Origin of the sequence: Pseudoalteromonas sp., assembly GCF_041629635.1 — a bacterium.
GTDB lineage: Bacteria > Pseudomonadota > Gammaproteobacteria > Enterobacterales > Alteromonadaceae > Pseudoalteromonas.
Map to the genome: position 1 here is coordinate 1 of NZ_JBFKMX010000095.1, position 14,422 is coordinate 14,422.

Sequence of the window (14,422 nt, forward strand, 5' to 3'; positions counted from 1 at the left end):
AAGTCAACCAAATTTGCTTGGTGACCATAGCGTTTTGGAACCACCTGACTCCATGCCGAACTCAGAAGTGAAACGAAACAGCGTCGATGATAGTGTGGGTTCGCCCATGTGAAAGTAGAACATCGCCAAGCTCCTAATTAAGTAAAAAGCCCGCTCAATGAGCGGGCTTTTTACGTTTTGGCATTCAGGAACTGACAAGCTAATTAAAGCCTGCTCAGAATAGACATAGCGAAACCTATTGAAGATTAGCGCTGTGGGCAGTCACAAACATCGGAAAACCGATTTATAAAAAGGTTGCTTGAGCTACCTTTTGGCGTTGAGGTGATGATGAATTATAAAGAGTTGATTGTGAAAAAGTAGTAGTTCATCCGATATCACTCAATATATAAAAGCAGTCAAATTTGAATTTTAGCTTTAAATACAGGCTTGTATTATACTGAGTCAATTAAAGTTAATAGTTTTTATATTCATTTATGCAATAGCTATTGGTAATTGTAAATAATGCTTTGCTTGACAGCTTAATATTGTAGTATTGAAGATAACTGTATGGGGCTTAGTTTCTTACTAATGTAGTAAGCCCTTTTTTAAACGATCATTATGAGCCTTTATAATATGACTTTCACATTATCAAAATCTATTAGGCTCAAAGTATTACTTAGATGTAAATAATAATAAATATGAAACGCTTTATTCAGTATCAAACCGATCGATTATCTGCAATCCCAAATATGGCGAGTGCGATTTCCAAAAAGATCTCAGAGTTTCAATATGATTATCGAAAGATGCTAGAAGAAGCTGCTTTGTTTTTTGAAAAACATTATGAGTATGAAGCTGAGTTAAAAAAAATTAGTAAAAAATCTGAAGCATATCAAGAACACATTAATATTGTGGAAAACTACAGGAAAGAAAAAGGTAAGCTTCCGATAATTAAAGGTCAGCGTAGTGCACAACGATATCTTGAAAAATTACATCAAAAAATAGATGAAGGTGAGCTTAGAGTCAAAGAAATCGCTAACGAACGTCTAAAAGCCCGTGGTGAACGTTATATAGCACTTGAGAAATTGATTGATAATATCCTCGATCTTTTAGATGGACCAAAGATTTTTAGTCAGTTTTTAGGCACTATGGTGTTATCTACTCCGTTGCCAGATGAAACAGTTCGCTGTATTCGCAATGAGAAAAATAAACCAATTTATATCACCGCATTAACTGTTGCCTTGTTTGAAGAAGCGCGTTTATTTAATCAGTTTAAATCTCCTTATTTAAGGCAAGCGCTTTCCGATATTATTGGTGATGAGAAAGTAAGCTTGATGCAACGTCATGATCATAATCCATTTACGAAAGATCAAAAAATGGCTTACAGAGAAGAAGTACTAAAACCTATTGTGAAAGCAACCTTACTACGCCATATTGGGTCTTACGCACCTCATGCAGAGGCTATTTATCAGGGAAATCGTTTCCGACTATTAGACTATGAAGATCGAATGAAGCTGCTAAATGGTATTAAGCGAAATTCTTATTTGTATCTAAAGCAAGGTGTTGGATTACCTCAAAAGCGTTTTGACAGGAAAGATGAGCGAGATGAATTCTTTGCTATTGAGAATGCAAAATTAGGCTTTATGACAAAGTTACTTGATTTTGACAATCAAGATGCGGAACTTAGAGACTTGATGCGAATACCTATGGTTTATGCGTCATTTATGCTTTCAACCAAAGAAGAGTACGATTATCGCAATATGTATCGTGCATATGACATTTTAAAAGATGGCGTAAAACAAGGCGAATATAACGCTAATTTTTGTGCATTGTTTCTGAAAATGGTAGGACGCTTTCCCCTTGGTAGCGGGATTTATTTTATCTCATCTGAAACGGAGCAAATCGAAAAAGGTATTGTAAGCTCACTATTTCCAAAGAACCCCGAAGAGCCCTATGTAAAGCAGATTACACGTAACCATATTCAATCGCTTAGTCAAACAGAAGTGCTGGTTGTTCGTAGCACTAACATTTATTTTGAATCAACCCGAGAAAACTCAGGCATAGATGAAGTGGTATTTACTCAGCGATATCAACCACCATACGTTTGGAATGCAAATGAAGTATGGGAGGTTCAAGTGCCAGCTTTAGTTTTTTGGAAAAAAGATGGCACCGTGAAACACAGTAATTTATCGATGCTTTAAGCTAACTTATTAAATTGCTGTTTAAGTACGAGCTTTCTTTTTTGCCATTTTACAATAGGTAGTACAATAGCGATTAATAAAATGGCATAAACCATATGTGGACCAATACCAAATACCAGCCCAAAACATGCTAAAAACCCAAGCATAATAGAAAGTCGATGTTTACTGGTTAAAAGTACCCATGCTGACGCCATTGTTGCTAGGTAAATTACAGCAAAAACACCATTTACCCAATTAATCAAATCTTCTAAATCTTGTCCTGTAAAATGGGTTATCACCAGCACTAAGGCCATAATGCTTAATACTGTTGATAGTGCCCTGTTTGGCACGTTTTGTTGATTTGAGTATGCTAGCACACGAGGCAACACACCTTGCTCGGCAAAACTGGCAACCAGTTTGGCTAAGCTTGCGGTGTAGACATTTATAGTTGCAAGACCACCTGCAACACCTAATATGCCAATAATATAACTCCCGCCACTAAAGTACGTATCAAAAACGCCAACCATAGCGAGTTTGGCATCGTTGGGGTGATTTAATACTAACAATGTCGAGGCAATATAAATAATACCAACAAGCACACTGCCAATGAACATGGCAGGTATCACGTCTTTATTGGGGCGTTTAAATTCATTCGCTAGATGAGACATAGCTTCTACACCTAAAAAGCTCCAGAAAGCTAATCCAGCGGCTTGGAAAACAGCATTGTGCTCAAAGCTATCAAAAGTTGGATTAATTCCGTTAGCTTGGCCTGTGCTAAATGCAAATAACACCATAACGATGGCGACGATTAATAAAGTAAGTAAAAATTGTAATTTTGCCGAAACATGAATGCCTTTTCGGTTTAACAAATATAAACCTGCTAACGCACTTAATTCTGCAATCAATAAGTGAAACCCATCGATGGCAATCATGCCCTGTACAAATTGAAATGTCATAATCACAGCTGCAGGTGTACCTATTGGTACTACCAATAAAAACATTAAGCCAATCACACGTCCTGCTGTTTCACCAAACGCTTTTTCCACAAAATAAGCCGGTCCGCGGGAATGGGGGTGAATGGATGAGAGTTTGCCAAAGATGTAGGTCATAGGCAGCAGTCCAATAGTCAATAATAGCCAAGCGAATATTGCGTTACTACCCGACATTTCGACGGTCAATTGCGGCAGAATAAACACCCCTGTTCCGAGTAATGTTGTCGCCATCATGCCAGCACCTTGCCAGCGTCCTATACCATTATTATTTAAGTTCATAGTGATTATGTGAGAGGGGATTGATTGCAACAGTATAAGAATGTTCTTAAATACAAACTGATGTTGTTACTAGGCAATTCGATAGATATACCGTTAAAATGACGGTTTTAGCGTTTATAGCAAAATTTTTGATTGTTATGAGTAATAAGTATGCAAATGGATAAATTTGATCAGGCGATTATAGCCCAGCTAAAGATCAATGCTAGGCAAAGTGTTTCAGCTATCGCTGATGCTGTTAACTTGTCGCGTTCTGCAGTTACAGAGCGGATTAAAAAGTTAGAACGAAACGGGCAAATTCGAGGTTATCAAGTGCTTCTCAGTGAATCTCAAAAAGCGGGGGTTTCTGCCTACTTTGAGATTCAACATCAATGTGCTCGCTGTTCAAATATCGTAAAAGTGTTTCAGGTTATCCCTGAGGTTTTAACCTGTCATGGTATAACGGGTGATATGGATTTACTGGTGTTTGTTCAAACCGATTCAATGCAACGATTACATGAAATAAGAGAATATTTAGATGCTGAGCCCGATATTGTAAAAATTAAAACGCATGTTGTTATGAGCGAGTGGATTAACAATTTAGGGTAGTGCATATTCTCCCATTAGATTGGGGTTTAGAAAGTAACAAGTCAAACGTGGGAGAACTATTAAAAACCCGAGAGAACAAGTTTATAGAGCTGAAAGTCTGAATTTTTAAAAGGTAGCTTAACAGAAAAGACCGAGCAAACTAAGGAGGGGAGTTGGTTGCTATTTGCTGGGAAAGCATATGAATTGAGATTAGTAGCGTCATCTCTTTCTTTTTATTGGGACTGTATTATGAATTTATCTCTGTTCGACATTGTTGAGATCTTTCAAAAGCATAAAACCTAGAGGACCTTATGGTCAGTCTATATTCACGACCGCTTTTCTTACTTTTGTTTGTTATTGGAAATATCTTTTTGATATATCATAAAATTTGTAGTTATTATCGCTCTTTTTTCAAGCTTTATTTTCGTTATTTGGGCTTGGTTCAAAAAAATGCAACCGTCTAGCATTAACATTTGGTTACTTAAAGGGATAGTTATCTCTTATTTGCTGATATAGCATGGGAAAGTTACTTGAAAAGGATAAACAATGAAAAACATCAAATCTCTCGCATTGGGCTTGATATCAGCGTCCGTTCTTGCTGCTTGCTCTACAGCTGATAACACTTCTTCTTTAAAAGAAGACATCTTAGTTGCACCTATCGCAAAAAAAGTGCCATATGAGATGAGTGCACACGGTCACTCTCGTATAGATAATTACTATTGGATGCGTGACGATAAACGCCAAGATCCTGAAATTCTTGCCCATTTAGAAGCTGAAAATAATTATACCGAACAGCAACTAAAGCATACTAAAAGTCTTCAATCTCAGTTATTTGATGAAATTAAAGGACGCATCGTCAAAGACGACCAATCGGTACCAATAAAAAAAGGTGATTTCTTTTACGGTAGTGAAGTAAGTGGCGATAATGAATACCGCATTTATACACGTGCAAAAGATTTAGCTGGTACCAATAAAGAAGTGCTTCTTGATGTAAATGAGTTAGCAAAAAATCACGAATATTTTAGTGTGTCAGGCTTATCTGCAAGCCCAGATAGCAAATTGTTAGCCTATGGCGAAGATACTATTAGTCGCCGTATCTATACCATCCGCATTAAAAATCTTGAAACGGGCGAATACCTAAAAGACGAAATCAAAGACACCGAAGGCGGTGTGGTTTGGGGTAACAACAATCAGTTTTTCTACTATATTAAAAAAGACCCTCAAACTTTACTTGGTTACCAAGTTTATCGTCATGTACTTGGTACAGAACAAAGCCAGGACGAATTAGTCTACGAAGAACAAAATAAGGCTTATTATACTTACATCAGCAAAAGTAAAGATGGTCAGTTAGTATATATCCATCACTCAAGTACCGAAGCGAGCGGCGTTTCAATACTTAACGCTAATGATGTAAAAGCAACACCAACACGTTTTATCCCACGTGAAGCAAAACATGAGTACAGTATTGCTAAGCTTAATAATGACTTCTATATAAAAACCAATTTAAACGCGGTGAACTTTCGTTTAATGAAAGTAGAAGCAGCAAATATTGGTGATAAAACAAAGTGGCAGGAAGTAATTCCAGCACGCGATAACGTTAAACTTGAAGACATTGAGCTGTTCAATAATCACTTAGTATATCAAGAGCGTGAAAACGGCTTATCGTACTTTACTGTGCGCCAATTAAGTAATGGTAAAGAATATAAACTGAACTTTAAAGATTCAGCTTTTGCTGCGGGAATGTACGGTAACAACGAGCTTGATAACTCTTCCGTTCGTTTGTACTACACCAGCATGACAACGCCTTCAAGTGTATTTGAATACGCTTTAGAAAGTGGTGATAAAACGGTATTGAAAGAGCAAAAAGTACTTGGTGACTTTAATGCTGACAATTATGCCTCTGAGCGCATTATGGTTACGGCACGTGATGGTAAACAAGTGCCTGTTTCGTTGGTCTACCGTAAAGATAAATTTAAAAAAGATGGCACGAATCCACTTTACCAATATGGTTATGGCTCGTATGGGGCAACGTTTGATCCGACTTTCTCAACCTCACGCTTAAGCTTACTTGATCGTGGTTTTGTTTATGCTATTGCGCATATTCGAGGTTCTCAAATGTTAGGCCGCCCTTGGTATGACGATGGTAAAAAGTTAACTAAGAAAAATACCTTTAATGACTTTGTTGATGTAACTAAATCGCTTGTAGCACAAGGCTATGGCGCAAAAGATAAAGTATTTGCTGTAGGTGGCAGTGCTGGCGGTTTATTAATGGGGGCAGTAATCAACCAAGCACCTGAGTTATACCGAGGAGTAGCTGCACATGTACCGTTTGTAGATGTGGTAACTACGATGTTAGATGAATCGATTCCGTTAACAACAAATGAGTATGATGAGTGGGGTAATCCAAATGACAAAGTGTATTATGACTATATGCTAAGTTACTCTCCTTATGATCAAGTTAAGCGTCAAGAGTATCCAAACTTATTGGTTACAACTGGTCTACATGATTCACAGGTACAATACTTTGAACCAATGAAATGGGTGGCAAAGCTGCGTGAATATAAAACAGATAATAATCTGTTGTTATTCAAAACAGATATGGAAGCAGGACATGGCGGTTCGTCTGGTCGCTTTAAGCGCATCAACGACACTGCGATTGAATATGCCTTCTTCTTAGATCTACTGAATAAGTAATATCAATAAGGGGCTTTTAGCCCCTTTTATTTTGCTAAAGCTCTTCTCCAGCTTCGTCCATGGCAACAATCTCTGTTTCCTTTAATGCGTCAGTAATCCACTCGGCAAGTACTTCACAACTCAATACCTTTTCCATATACGCAGTGGCAGATGCGTTAAGCGTAATACCATAGGTTTTGAAACGCATTGCTACAGGTGCATACATGGCATCAACAATACCCCACTCACCAAATAACCAGCCACCTTGTTGTGCAAATTGTGCATGTTGTTCACTAAATATTTGCTCAATGCGTGCAATATCAGCAAGGCTTTGTTGTGTTAGCGCTACTTTGCGTTTAGCACGAATATTCATTGGTAATTGATTACGTAGTGAATTAAACCCTGAATGCATTTCAGCTGCCAAAGCACGCGCTTTAGCTCGTTGTGCAGGAATGCTGGGCCAACCTTGATTTGATAAATAAGTTTCATTGATGTATTCGCATATCGCCAGTGAATCCCACACTGTAATGTTGTTATCAATTAAGACTGGAACTTTGGCAATTGGCGCAAGATTTCTTAGAGTTTTAGTGAAGTCATTAGTCTCTAATTTTAGGATGTGCTCATTAAAATCTAAGTTGAATTTCTTTAATAAAATCCAAGCTCTTAAAGACCAGGATGAGTAGTTTTTATTGGCGATATATAAATCCATAGTGTTTTATGCTCAAGTGTTTATTTTTCGGTATAACGCTAAATGTATAGTGTTATTTAATATCTGAATAGCGCATAATTCTTATACTATCTATCAGATTAATTGATGTGTTATGGAAATTGATGCACTTAAAAGTTTACTGGCGTTTGTAGAAACGGGCAGTATTACCCGCGCTGCAAAACAAGTTAATCGTACCCAGTCAGCTGTCAGTATGCAGATGAAAAAATTAGAACAAGACTTAGGAAAAACCTTGTTTGAAAAAAGCGGTCGCAACCTAATGTTATCTAAAGAGGGGCATCAACTTGTTGGATACGCAAAGCAACTTATAACTCACTACGATAGCACCCTCAATGCAATTAAATCACATAGTACTAAGTTACGCATTCGGCTAGGCTGCCCTGATGACTATGCAAATACCATATTGCCTAAAGTAGTTCGTAATATTCATAGTTTATGGCCGGACTTAGACTTACAAATTCGCTGCCTACCGAGTAATGTTATTCGCGAACAGCTTGATAGTGGTGAACTCGATGTAGGCATAGTAACGCGCTCTTTCGATAGTGAAGAAGGTTTACTTATTGCCAAAGACCGCGGTGTATGGGTATGCAATGGTGATACTCAGTTAGCAAAGCAAACCCCTTTACCTCTGGTGACATTTCAACAAGATTGTCGGTTTCATCATGCTGCAATTGAAGGGCTGCATAAACAAGCGCGGCAATTTAAATTGATTGCGATGAGCGGCAGTGTCTCTGCAATGCATGGCTTAGTAAAAGAAGGGCTTGCAATTGGTGCAATGGCAAGCCTGAGTAAAGGTGATTTAGTTGAGCTTTGCAACGAGCAATTGCCGGATTTACCACAAGTCAGCATTGTGCTTATTTGTAATGCACACGCCAATAGTTTTATATCGCAACAACAACTGAATCAGTTAGGCAACTGCTTTTAGTGGTAGCGTCATAAATGTGCTGTTGGGATCCGCTTGGTAGTCTGCAAAAGGGCCACATTCTTTAAAACCAAATTTAGTATAAAGGTTGCGGGCAGCTTGAAAATAGTTTTGCGTGCCAGTTTCAAGTGATAACACTTGGTAGTGCTTTGCCATGGCAAGTTCAATCACATGTTGCAGTAATCTTGATGCAACACCTTGGCCACGAGCCTGTTTTGCTGTGCGCATTGACTTTATTTCTGCGAATGTTGGGTTGTGATGCTTTATTGCAATGCAGCCTAATAGGCTATCGCCACGCCATGCACTAAAAAATGTAATATCACTTTGTTTAAGCGCGTTAAGGTCAAGCGCATGAACGCTTTCGGCAGGTGATGTAGCATACATGTCATCTAAATGTTCTTGTAAAAGCGCAATAACAGTTGGGCTGGATAAATCATCAATTTTAATGTGCATAAAAGGTCTTCTGTAAATAATCCAACCTCGCTATTCATCTAACGTGCCAAATTATTATTTCATTTAACTCATTGAATATATTGAAAAATTAAAATTCAAATAGATTGCAGAATTTGAAAATCGTCATTGTTGCACTTTTTTAGTGCAAGCGGTGCTCATTTCTTTGGCGTCGCTCTTGCTTCTCAATTTACATAGGAGTTAAGCTAAATCAAAATTATGTTAATTAGTAATTTATGGAAAAATTTAACGATATATATATGCGTGCCGTAGCGCGAAAAGGTGGCGAAGCACGTCTTGAAATGCTGCTATCAAAGCCGCTCAGTGATAAACAATTAGCTAAACTGCCGGATTCAGCTTGGTTATCCGAGTTCACAAAAAAGATATTTCAAAGTGGCTTTTATTGGTCAGTAATCGAGAAAAAATGGCCAGGTTTTGAAGAGGTTTTTTGGCGCTTTGATGTTGAGGCATTACTGATGATGTCGCCAGAACAGCAAGAAAAAGCCGCCAGTGATGAGCGCATTGTACGTAATTATAAAAAAGTACAAACAGTGCAGGCCAATGCCTATATGATCCATGAAATCGCAAGCCAACATGGTAGTTTTAGTCAGTTTATAGCGGATTGGCCAAGTAGCGATATTGTTGGCCTTTGGCAATATCTTAAAAAACATGGTGCACGCTTAGGTGGAAACACAGGGCCTTATGCACTGCGTGTACTCGGTAAAGATACTTTTTTGCTATCGCGAGATTGTGAAAGCTATTTGCGATCACACAAAATAGTGGATGGTGGTCTACAAACGAAAAAGTCGCTGATTGCAATTCAGAGTTTTTTCAATGAATTGCAACAGCAAAGTGGTTTAAGCTACCAACAGCTTAGTCAAATAATTTCATATAGTTGTGGCGATAATGTAGTTGGCATTGGCTAACTATTCAAGTTAACTGCGTGGCACGAACTCTAATACCGTAGCGTTAATGCAGTAACGCAACTGACCATTTGGGCCATCATCAAACACATGGCCCAAATGGATATCAGATTCAACTGCGCGAATTTCAGTGCGTACCATGCCAAAACTATTGTCAGGTTTTTCGTAGACCGCGCCTTTAACTGGTTTGGTAAACGAAAGCCAGCCGCTGCCAGAATTAAAACGGTCGCGCGTATCAAATAACGCTGCGCCACTGAGTTTATCGATAAAAATACCATCGGGTGTATTTTTAAAAATCTCATACTGTTTGCAAAAACGATTGTCTGTACCCTTATTGAATGCGACATTAAACGCTTCACCTTTACCTAGTTTAAATGCTCCCACTATCTTGTAAAACTCATCACGAGACACATAACCTTGGCGTGCAAAAACTTCTTTGCCTTGCTCTAATAAGATAATGGTGGGGGTTGCCCAAGTTGGCGTTTTAATTGTGAGATTGTGAAGTTGGTTGGCCATTCTAAACGTAAGCGGAATTGAGCCAGCATACCCTTTTGCTGTCTCAGCTTTAAATTTTTCACAGTAAGGGCAGAATGGGGCATCAATGACCAAAATTTGTTTACCTTCTAACAGCGCACTGTTATCAAGTTTAGCGATAGTTTGTTGGTTAAATGTCACACCAGTTCGCAAATCAGGGCAGTAGCCATTAGGATTTTTGGCTAGGTAATCTTGGTGATATTCTTCTGCCGCATAAAAGGTATCAAGTGGCTTAATGCTGGTGGCTATTTTGCCGAAACCAGCCTGACTAAGTAGAGATTGGAATTGTTTAGTAACCGCTATTGCGAGCGTTTTTTGTTGCTCTGAATTATATAAAATCGTTGAGCGATATTGTGTGCCGACGTCGTTACCTTGACGGTTGACCTGAGTAGGGTCGTGGTGTTCGTAAAAGTGTTGTAATATTTGCTCAAGGCTTATTTGATTACGATTGAAAGTAACCTTTACGACTTCGGCGTAGTTGTTTGGATTATATTTATTACTCTTTTTGATGATATTTCGGTAGCTTGCTTTAAAACCGTTGCCATCAGCATATCCACTTACTGCGTCAATTACCCCGTCTAGCGCTTGATAGCGTTTTTCTGCACCCCAAAAACACCCTGAGCCCAATACAATTGAGTCCATATGATTGGTCTGCGCTGTTGCGGCATGGGTCAAATTGGTAAAGCTTAATAAAAACAAGCTGACACAAATTAAGTAGTTCATATTGCTGCCTTGTTAAAGTTATTTACTACGTAATAAATAAGACCTGAGATCGCTGAATTAAAATTCATTACCTTTAAACAGCTAAATAAACCGCTTATCAATAAAAGACTTATATAAAGCAGAATGACAATATTCTTGTCGGTAATGAAAGCGGGAGGATTTATGAAAAAACTAATTTCAATTGCAGTAGCTGCTTCAGCATTATCGTTAGTTGGATGCAACACAACAATGGATGTGACTTATACACCGATCACAGAACTTGAGACGCACACAAGTTGGGAAATTAACCCAGTAACGGGTTCTTGGGAAGCAGTTGAAAACACTGTGTATATTAGTGCAAAAGAAAAACAAAGGTTGCCGAAACAATATGATCGTTTTGCAAATAACTAGCATTACTCTGAATGCGCATGAGCAATCATGCGCTTTTTTTAGAAGCGCGAAGTAAGCAATAAAGTGACTGAATCAAGTCCTGAATCATCATCACCAAGGCTTGCACCTAAGCCAAAGCTAAATGAAAAGTGTGGGTTAAACCAATACTGGGTTTGTACTTCAACGTTGTTGTTATCAAAGTCATTTGTTTGTGCAAGCGCTTGAATTCCAATAAACCAATTATCACTGAAGTAATAATCAGCACGCCCTTGATAGTAATTTTCCTTCCCAGAAATTTGCTTAAATACAAAGTCCCAACCTTGCCCTTGGGTTATTTTTGTATAGCGAACATAAGGCGTTAGGCGCCAATTGTTACTAGAATCCTTATTACCGAAATAATCGGTTTCATTACGGTATAAATAAGTTGCACCTACACCCAGTTGCAAATTGTCAGTAATATTATTGCCAAGCTCACCGCTCAGTCTTAGGTAATGATTGTCGTATTCGTTATCAAGAGCGTATTCAGCTCCTCCGCGAAAGACTAAATCGTGATCAAAATAATGTGTGTAGCCGACATCAACATCAAAGAAATCATCCAATACCAGCGCACGTGTTGTTAGACTGTTGATACGGTTTAGATATGATTTTAGATTATGAGGGCCACTTGCAGTTGAGAGGTCATCAAATACATATGTGTAAGCTGCGCCTACGAAGTGATTATCAAAATCATAAAGGTCAGATATGCCAAAGTCGATTTGGTGTTGAATCGTGTTGTTAGCTAAGAGAGTATTGGAGGTAAGCAATAGCGCAAATGACAGTAGTTTTTTCATAATCGTAGGTGAGTTCTTTTTGACAGCAGCTTAAAGAAATAATTTCTACGTGATAAGTATGTAACTGTTGAAAATTGTTAGATATTGTAAATAGTACATAGTTAAAAATCTAAAACATTAAAAAGAGCTTATATGATCTGGTTTAAAGCAATTGATAAAGCATTGTGCGACAAGTTAGATGAAGGCCTTAACGGTAACGGCAGTTTAATGAAAACCCTTGGCATCGAAATATGTGAAATTGGTGATGATTATCTAGTCGCGAGTATGCCTGTAACACCAGACCATCACAATCCGATAGGGATGTTACATGGCGGCGCTAACGTGGTGCTTGCTGAGACAGTGGCAAGCTATGCTGCCAATTTTGTTGTCGATACCGATAAATATTATTGTGTGGGACAAGAAATCAATGCCAATCACATTAAAGCTGCCCGCAAAGGAATGGTGTACGCCACAGCAAGAGCAATTCATTTAGGTAAGCGCACTTCTGTTTGGGAAGTAAAAATAGCCAATCAAGCCGGTGAGTTGACCTGTATTTCGAGAATGACTGCTGCTGTGGTTGAGCGGCGATAATTGATCTATATCTAGTTCACTGTTAATAGCGCTAGCAATTTAACTTTCACTGGCATATATCTTAGCTAGGGGTATATGCCAATGAGTGAAAAAAACCTAATTACACTGCTTAAACTGGTTATTGTGCTTGGTTTGTGTTTAATCGGCTTGGGTTATTATTTAATTAATGTTGCTCACATCGAACAAACGATGGGAATAACAGGCATGATGATTGGCGGTGGGTGTTATGCCTTTGGTATTATCCTTTCTCTTCCTACGAAAATGTATCTGACATTTATTTGGGTAACAGCTGAGCATAGAAATAAGCATAAGCAATAATATGCATTATTACCTTTCGCTATTTTACGTCATACTTAGTGTTATATCTTTTAAAACATAATTTACGCTGTGACCAGATACATTAGTATTCTTTGTCTAATAATGAGCTTTCATCTTGCTGCAAGTGATATCAAAATTGCAGCGGGAAATTTTGCGCCTTATTTTAGGGCTGATACGCAAGTCCATAAACAAGGGCTTTATGAGATTTTAATCACTTCTGCTCTCAGTAAATTATTGTTAAACCCCAAATACATCAATGTTTCTAATGAAGCAATTAAACGGTATTACCAAAAGAATCGTGTCGACCTCGCGATAAACTGGACCGGTGATTTTTCTGGCGAAGGCTATGTATCGGCGCATCGTTTATTTTTTTACAACAGAGCTATTTTAAGGCGACTTAGTGAATGGCAAGGTGCACAGCATATTTTGGCATTAGAAGGCGCGCGCATCGCCAGCTTTTCTGGTGCAAGTTTAAACTTTGGAACAGATTACAATACACTCATTAATAACGAGAAAACGCGATACTTTGAAAGTGGCGATCAATACGCAATTAATAAAATGTTGCTGGCAAATAAAGTAGATATACTAATTGCAGATTGGTTAAAATTTTATCGTTTTGCTAAACCCATGGGGTTGATAGAAGAGTTTATGGCTTTGGATTTATTGCACAATGAGGGCTCGAAAATTATCTTTAAGGACAAAAAGCTAAGAGATGATTTTGATAAAGTTGTTGAGCAAATGCATGCAAGTGGTGAGTTACAGCAACTCACCCAAGCATGGTTGGCAAAAAATAATTTGCCTATGGTGTCGCATCACTTTTTAGCAAAAAAAAGTTAAATCCCACCACCGTCAGTATGTAAGCCACATTCACGGTTCAATCCAAAGAAACGTGTTTCTTCTTCAGTCATGCCTGGCTCTAGTTTACGTGTAGTATGTACATCACCCATAGACACATAACCTTGCTCCCAAAGCGGGTGGTAAGGTAAATCGTGCTTGGTTAAATACTGATATACATCACGGCTGTGCCAATCAATAAGTGGATACACTTTCACTGTACCACGGCTGATTTCAAGCACTTGCTTATCTGCTCGGGTTGACGATTGTTGGCGTCGCAGTCCGCTAAACCACGTACCTGCATCAAGCTCCTTCAGTGCACGCGTCATAGGTTCAACTTTATTAAGCGTATTGTACTGTTTAATACCCGCTTCACCTTGTTCCCATAACTTGCCGTATTTAGCTTCTTGCCAAGCTGGGGTTAACTCTGACTTATACACTTTTAGATTAAGCGCTAGGCGTTCTGTAAGCTCATCAATAAACTGATAAGTCTCAGGGAATAAATAGCCGGTATCAGTTAATACCACTGGTATATTTTTCTTTTGTGATGTCACTAGG

15 protein-coding genes and 1 rRNA gene are annotated in these 14,422 nt (G+C 38.4%); 10 read left to right on the top strand and 6 right to left on the bottom strand.

Annotated features, from left to right (window positions below):
• The first annotated feature begins 16 nt into the window (after positions 1-16).
• Positions 17-131 (top strand): 5S ribosomal RNA (rrf, locus tag ABYD77_RS13180).
• A 546-nt stretch (positions 132-677) separates the two neighbouring features.
• Positions 678-2,177 carry a hypothetical protein gene (locus tag ABYD77_RS13185; protein WP_372770596.1) on the top strand — a complete coding sequence of 500 codons (1,500 nt, stop codon included), beginning with the start codon at positions 678-680 and terminating at the stop codon, positions 2,175-2,177.
• Here ABYD77_RS13185 and yjeH read toward each other — a convergent pair.
• Complete coding sequence (gene yjeH / locus ABYD77_RS13190) at positions 2,174-3,427, bottom strand: L-methionine/branched-chain amino acid transporter (protein WP_372770597.1); 1,254 nt, start codon at positions 3,425-3,427, stop codon at positions 2,174-2,176. The genes ABYD77_RS13185 and yjeH overlap by 4 nt on opposite strands.
• A 156-nt stretch (positions 3,428-3,583) precedes the next feature.
• Here yjeH and ABYD77_RS13195 point away from each other — a divergent pair, with 156 nt between their 5' ends.
• Positions 3,584-4,012 carry an Lrp/AsnC family transcriptional regulator gene (locus tag ABYD77_RS13195; protein WP_038642983.1) on the top strand — a complete coding sequence of 143 codons (429 nt, stop codon included), beginning with the start codon at positions 3,584-3,586 and terminating at the stop codon, positions 4,010-4,012.
• Positions 4,013-4,537: 525 nt separating this feature from the next.
• The gene (locus tag ABYD77_RS13200; RefSeq protein WP_372770598.1) at positions 4,538-6,685 is read left to right on the top strand and encodes a S9 family peptidase; all 2,148 of its coding nucleotides are present in this window, start codon (positions 4,538-4,540) and stop codon (positions 6,683-6,685) included.
• Between the two features lie 34 nt (positions 6,686-6,719).
• Here ABYD77_RS13200 and ABYD77_RS13205 read toward each other — a convergent pair whose 3' ends face one another.
• The gene (locus tag ABYD77_RS13205; RefSeq protein ID WP_372770599.1) at positions 6,720-7,373 is read right to left on the bottom strand and encodes a glutathione S-transferase family protein; all 654 of its coding nucleotides are present in this window, start codon (positions 7,371-7,373) and stop codon (positions 6,720-6,722) included.
• A gap of 112 nt (positions 7,374-7,485) precedes the next feature.
• Between ABYD77_RS13205 and ABYD77_RS13210 the strand changes: the two genes are divergently transcribed.
• Positions 7,486-8,316, top strand: a complete 831-nt coding sequence (locus ABYD77_RS13210) for a LysR family transcriptional regulator (protein ID WP_372770600.1) — start codon at positions 7,486-7,488, stop codon at positions 8,314-8,316.
• On the opposite strand, the gene ABYD77_RS13215 is transcribed toward ABYD77_RS13210, so the two are convergent.
• On the bottom strand, positions 8,299-8,766 hold the full coding sequence (locus tag ABYD77_RS13215) for a GNAT family N-acetyltransferase (RefSeq protein ID WP_372770601.1): 468 nt from the start codon (positions 8,764-8,766) through the stop codon (positions 8,299-8,301). The two genes, ABYD77_RS13210 and ABYD77_RS13215, sit on opposite strands and share 18 nt — an antisense overlap.
• 233 nt (positions 8,767-8,999) lie before the next feature.
• Here ABYD77_RS13215 and ABYD77_RS13220 point away from each other — a divergent pair, with 233 nt between their 5' ends.
• Complete coding sequence (locus ABYD77_RS13220; RefSeq protein ID WP_372770602.1) at positions 9,000-9,689, top strand: DNA-3-methyladenine glycosylase I; 690 nt, start codon at positions 9,000-9,002, stop codon at positions 9,687-9,689.
• A 9-nt stretch (positions 9,690-9,698) separates the two neighbouring features.
• Here the strand turns inward: ABYD77_RS13220 and msrA are convergent, their stop codons facing one another.
• Positions 9,699-10,943 (bottom strand): peptide-methionine (S)-S-oxide reductase MsrA, encoded by a 1,245-nt coding sequence (gene msrA / locus ABYD77_RS13225; RefSeq protein WP_372770603.1) that lies wholly within the window; start codon positions 10,941-10,943, stop codon positions 9,699-9,701.
• A 162-nt stretch (positions 10,944-11,105) separates the two neighbouring features.
• On the opposite strand from msrA, the gene ABYD77_RS13230 reads away from it, so the two are divergent.
• Entirely contained in the window at positions 11,106-11,333 is a 228-nt protein-coding gene (locus tag ABYD77_RS13230; protein WP_372770604.1) for a hypothetical protein, read from the top strand.
• A 38-nt stretch (positions 11,334-11,371) separates the two neighbouring features.
• Here ABYD77_RS13230 and ABYD77_RS13235 read toward each other — a convergent pair whose 3' ends face one another.
• Complete coding sequence (locus tag ABYD77_RS13235) at positions 11,372-12,142, bottom strand: hypothetical protein (RefSeq protein WP_372770605.1); 771 nt, start codon at positions 12,140-12,142, stop codon at positions 11,372-11,374.
• A gap of 132 nt (positions 12,143-12,274) precedes the next feature.
• Here ABYD77_RS13235 and ABYD77_RS13240 point away from each other — a divergent pair, with 132 nt between their 5' ends.
• The 3 genes from ABYD77_RS13240 (at position 12,275) to ABYD77_RS13250 (ending at position 13,867) form a co-directional block, all read left to right on the top strand.
• A complete protein-coding gene (locus ABYD77_RS13240) occupies positions 12,275-12,712 on the top strand; it encodes a PaaI family thioesterase (protein ID WP_372770606.1) in 438 nt (145 codons plus the stop codon).
• A gap of 81 nt (positions 12,713-12,793) precedes the next feature.
• The gene (locus tag ABYD77_RS13245; protein ID WP_038642990.1) at positions 12,794-13,030 is read left to right on the top strand and encodes a hypothetical protein; all 237 of its coding nucleotides are present in this window, start codon (positions 12,794-12,796) and stop codon (positions 13,028-13,030) included.
• A 102-nt stretch (positions 13,031-13,132) separates the two neighbouring features.
• Positions 13,133-13,867 (top strand): substrate-binding periplasmic protein, encoded by a 735-nt coding sequence (locus ABYD77_RS13250; RefSeq protein WP_372770607.1) that lies wholly within the window; start codon positions 13,133-13,135, stop codon positions 13,865-13,867.
• Here ABYD77_RS13250 and ABYD77_RS13255 read toward each other — a convergent pair.
• Positions 13,864-14,422: phosphoadenylyl-sulfate reductase (locus ABYD77_RS13255; protein WP_372770608.1), on the bottom strand; the 559-nt coding region annotated here is incomplete at its 5' end. The two genes, ABYD77_RS13250 and ABYD77_RS13255, sit on opposite strands and share 4 nt — an antisense overlap.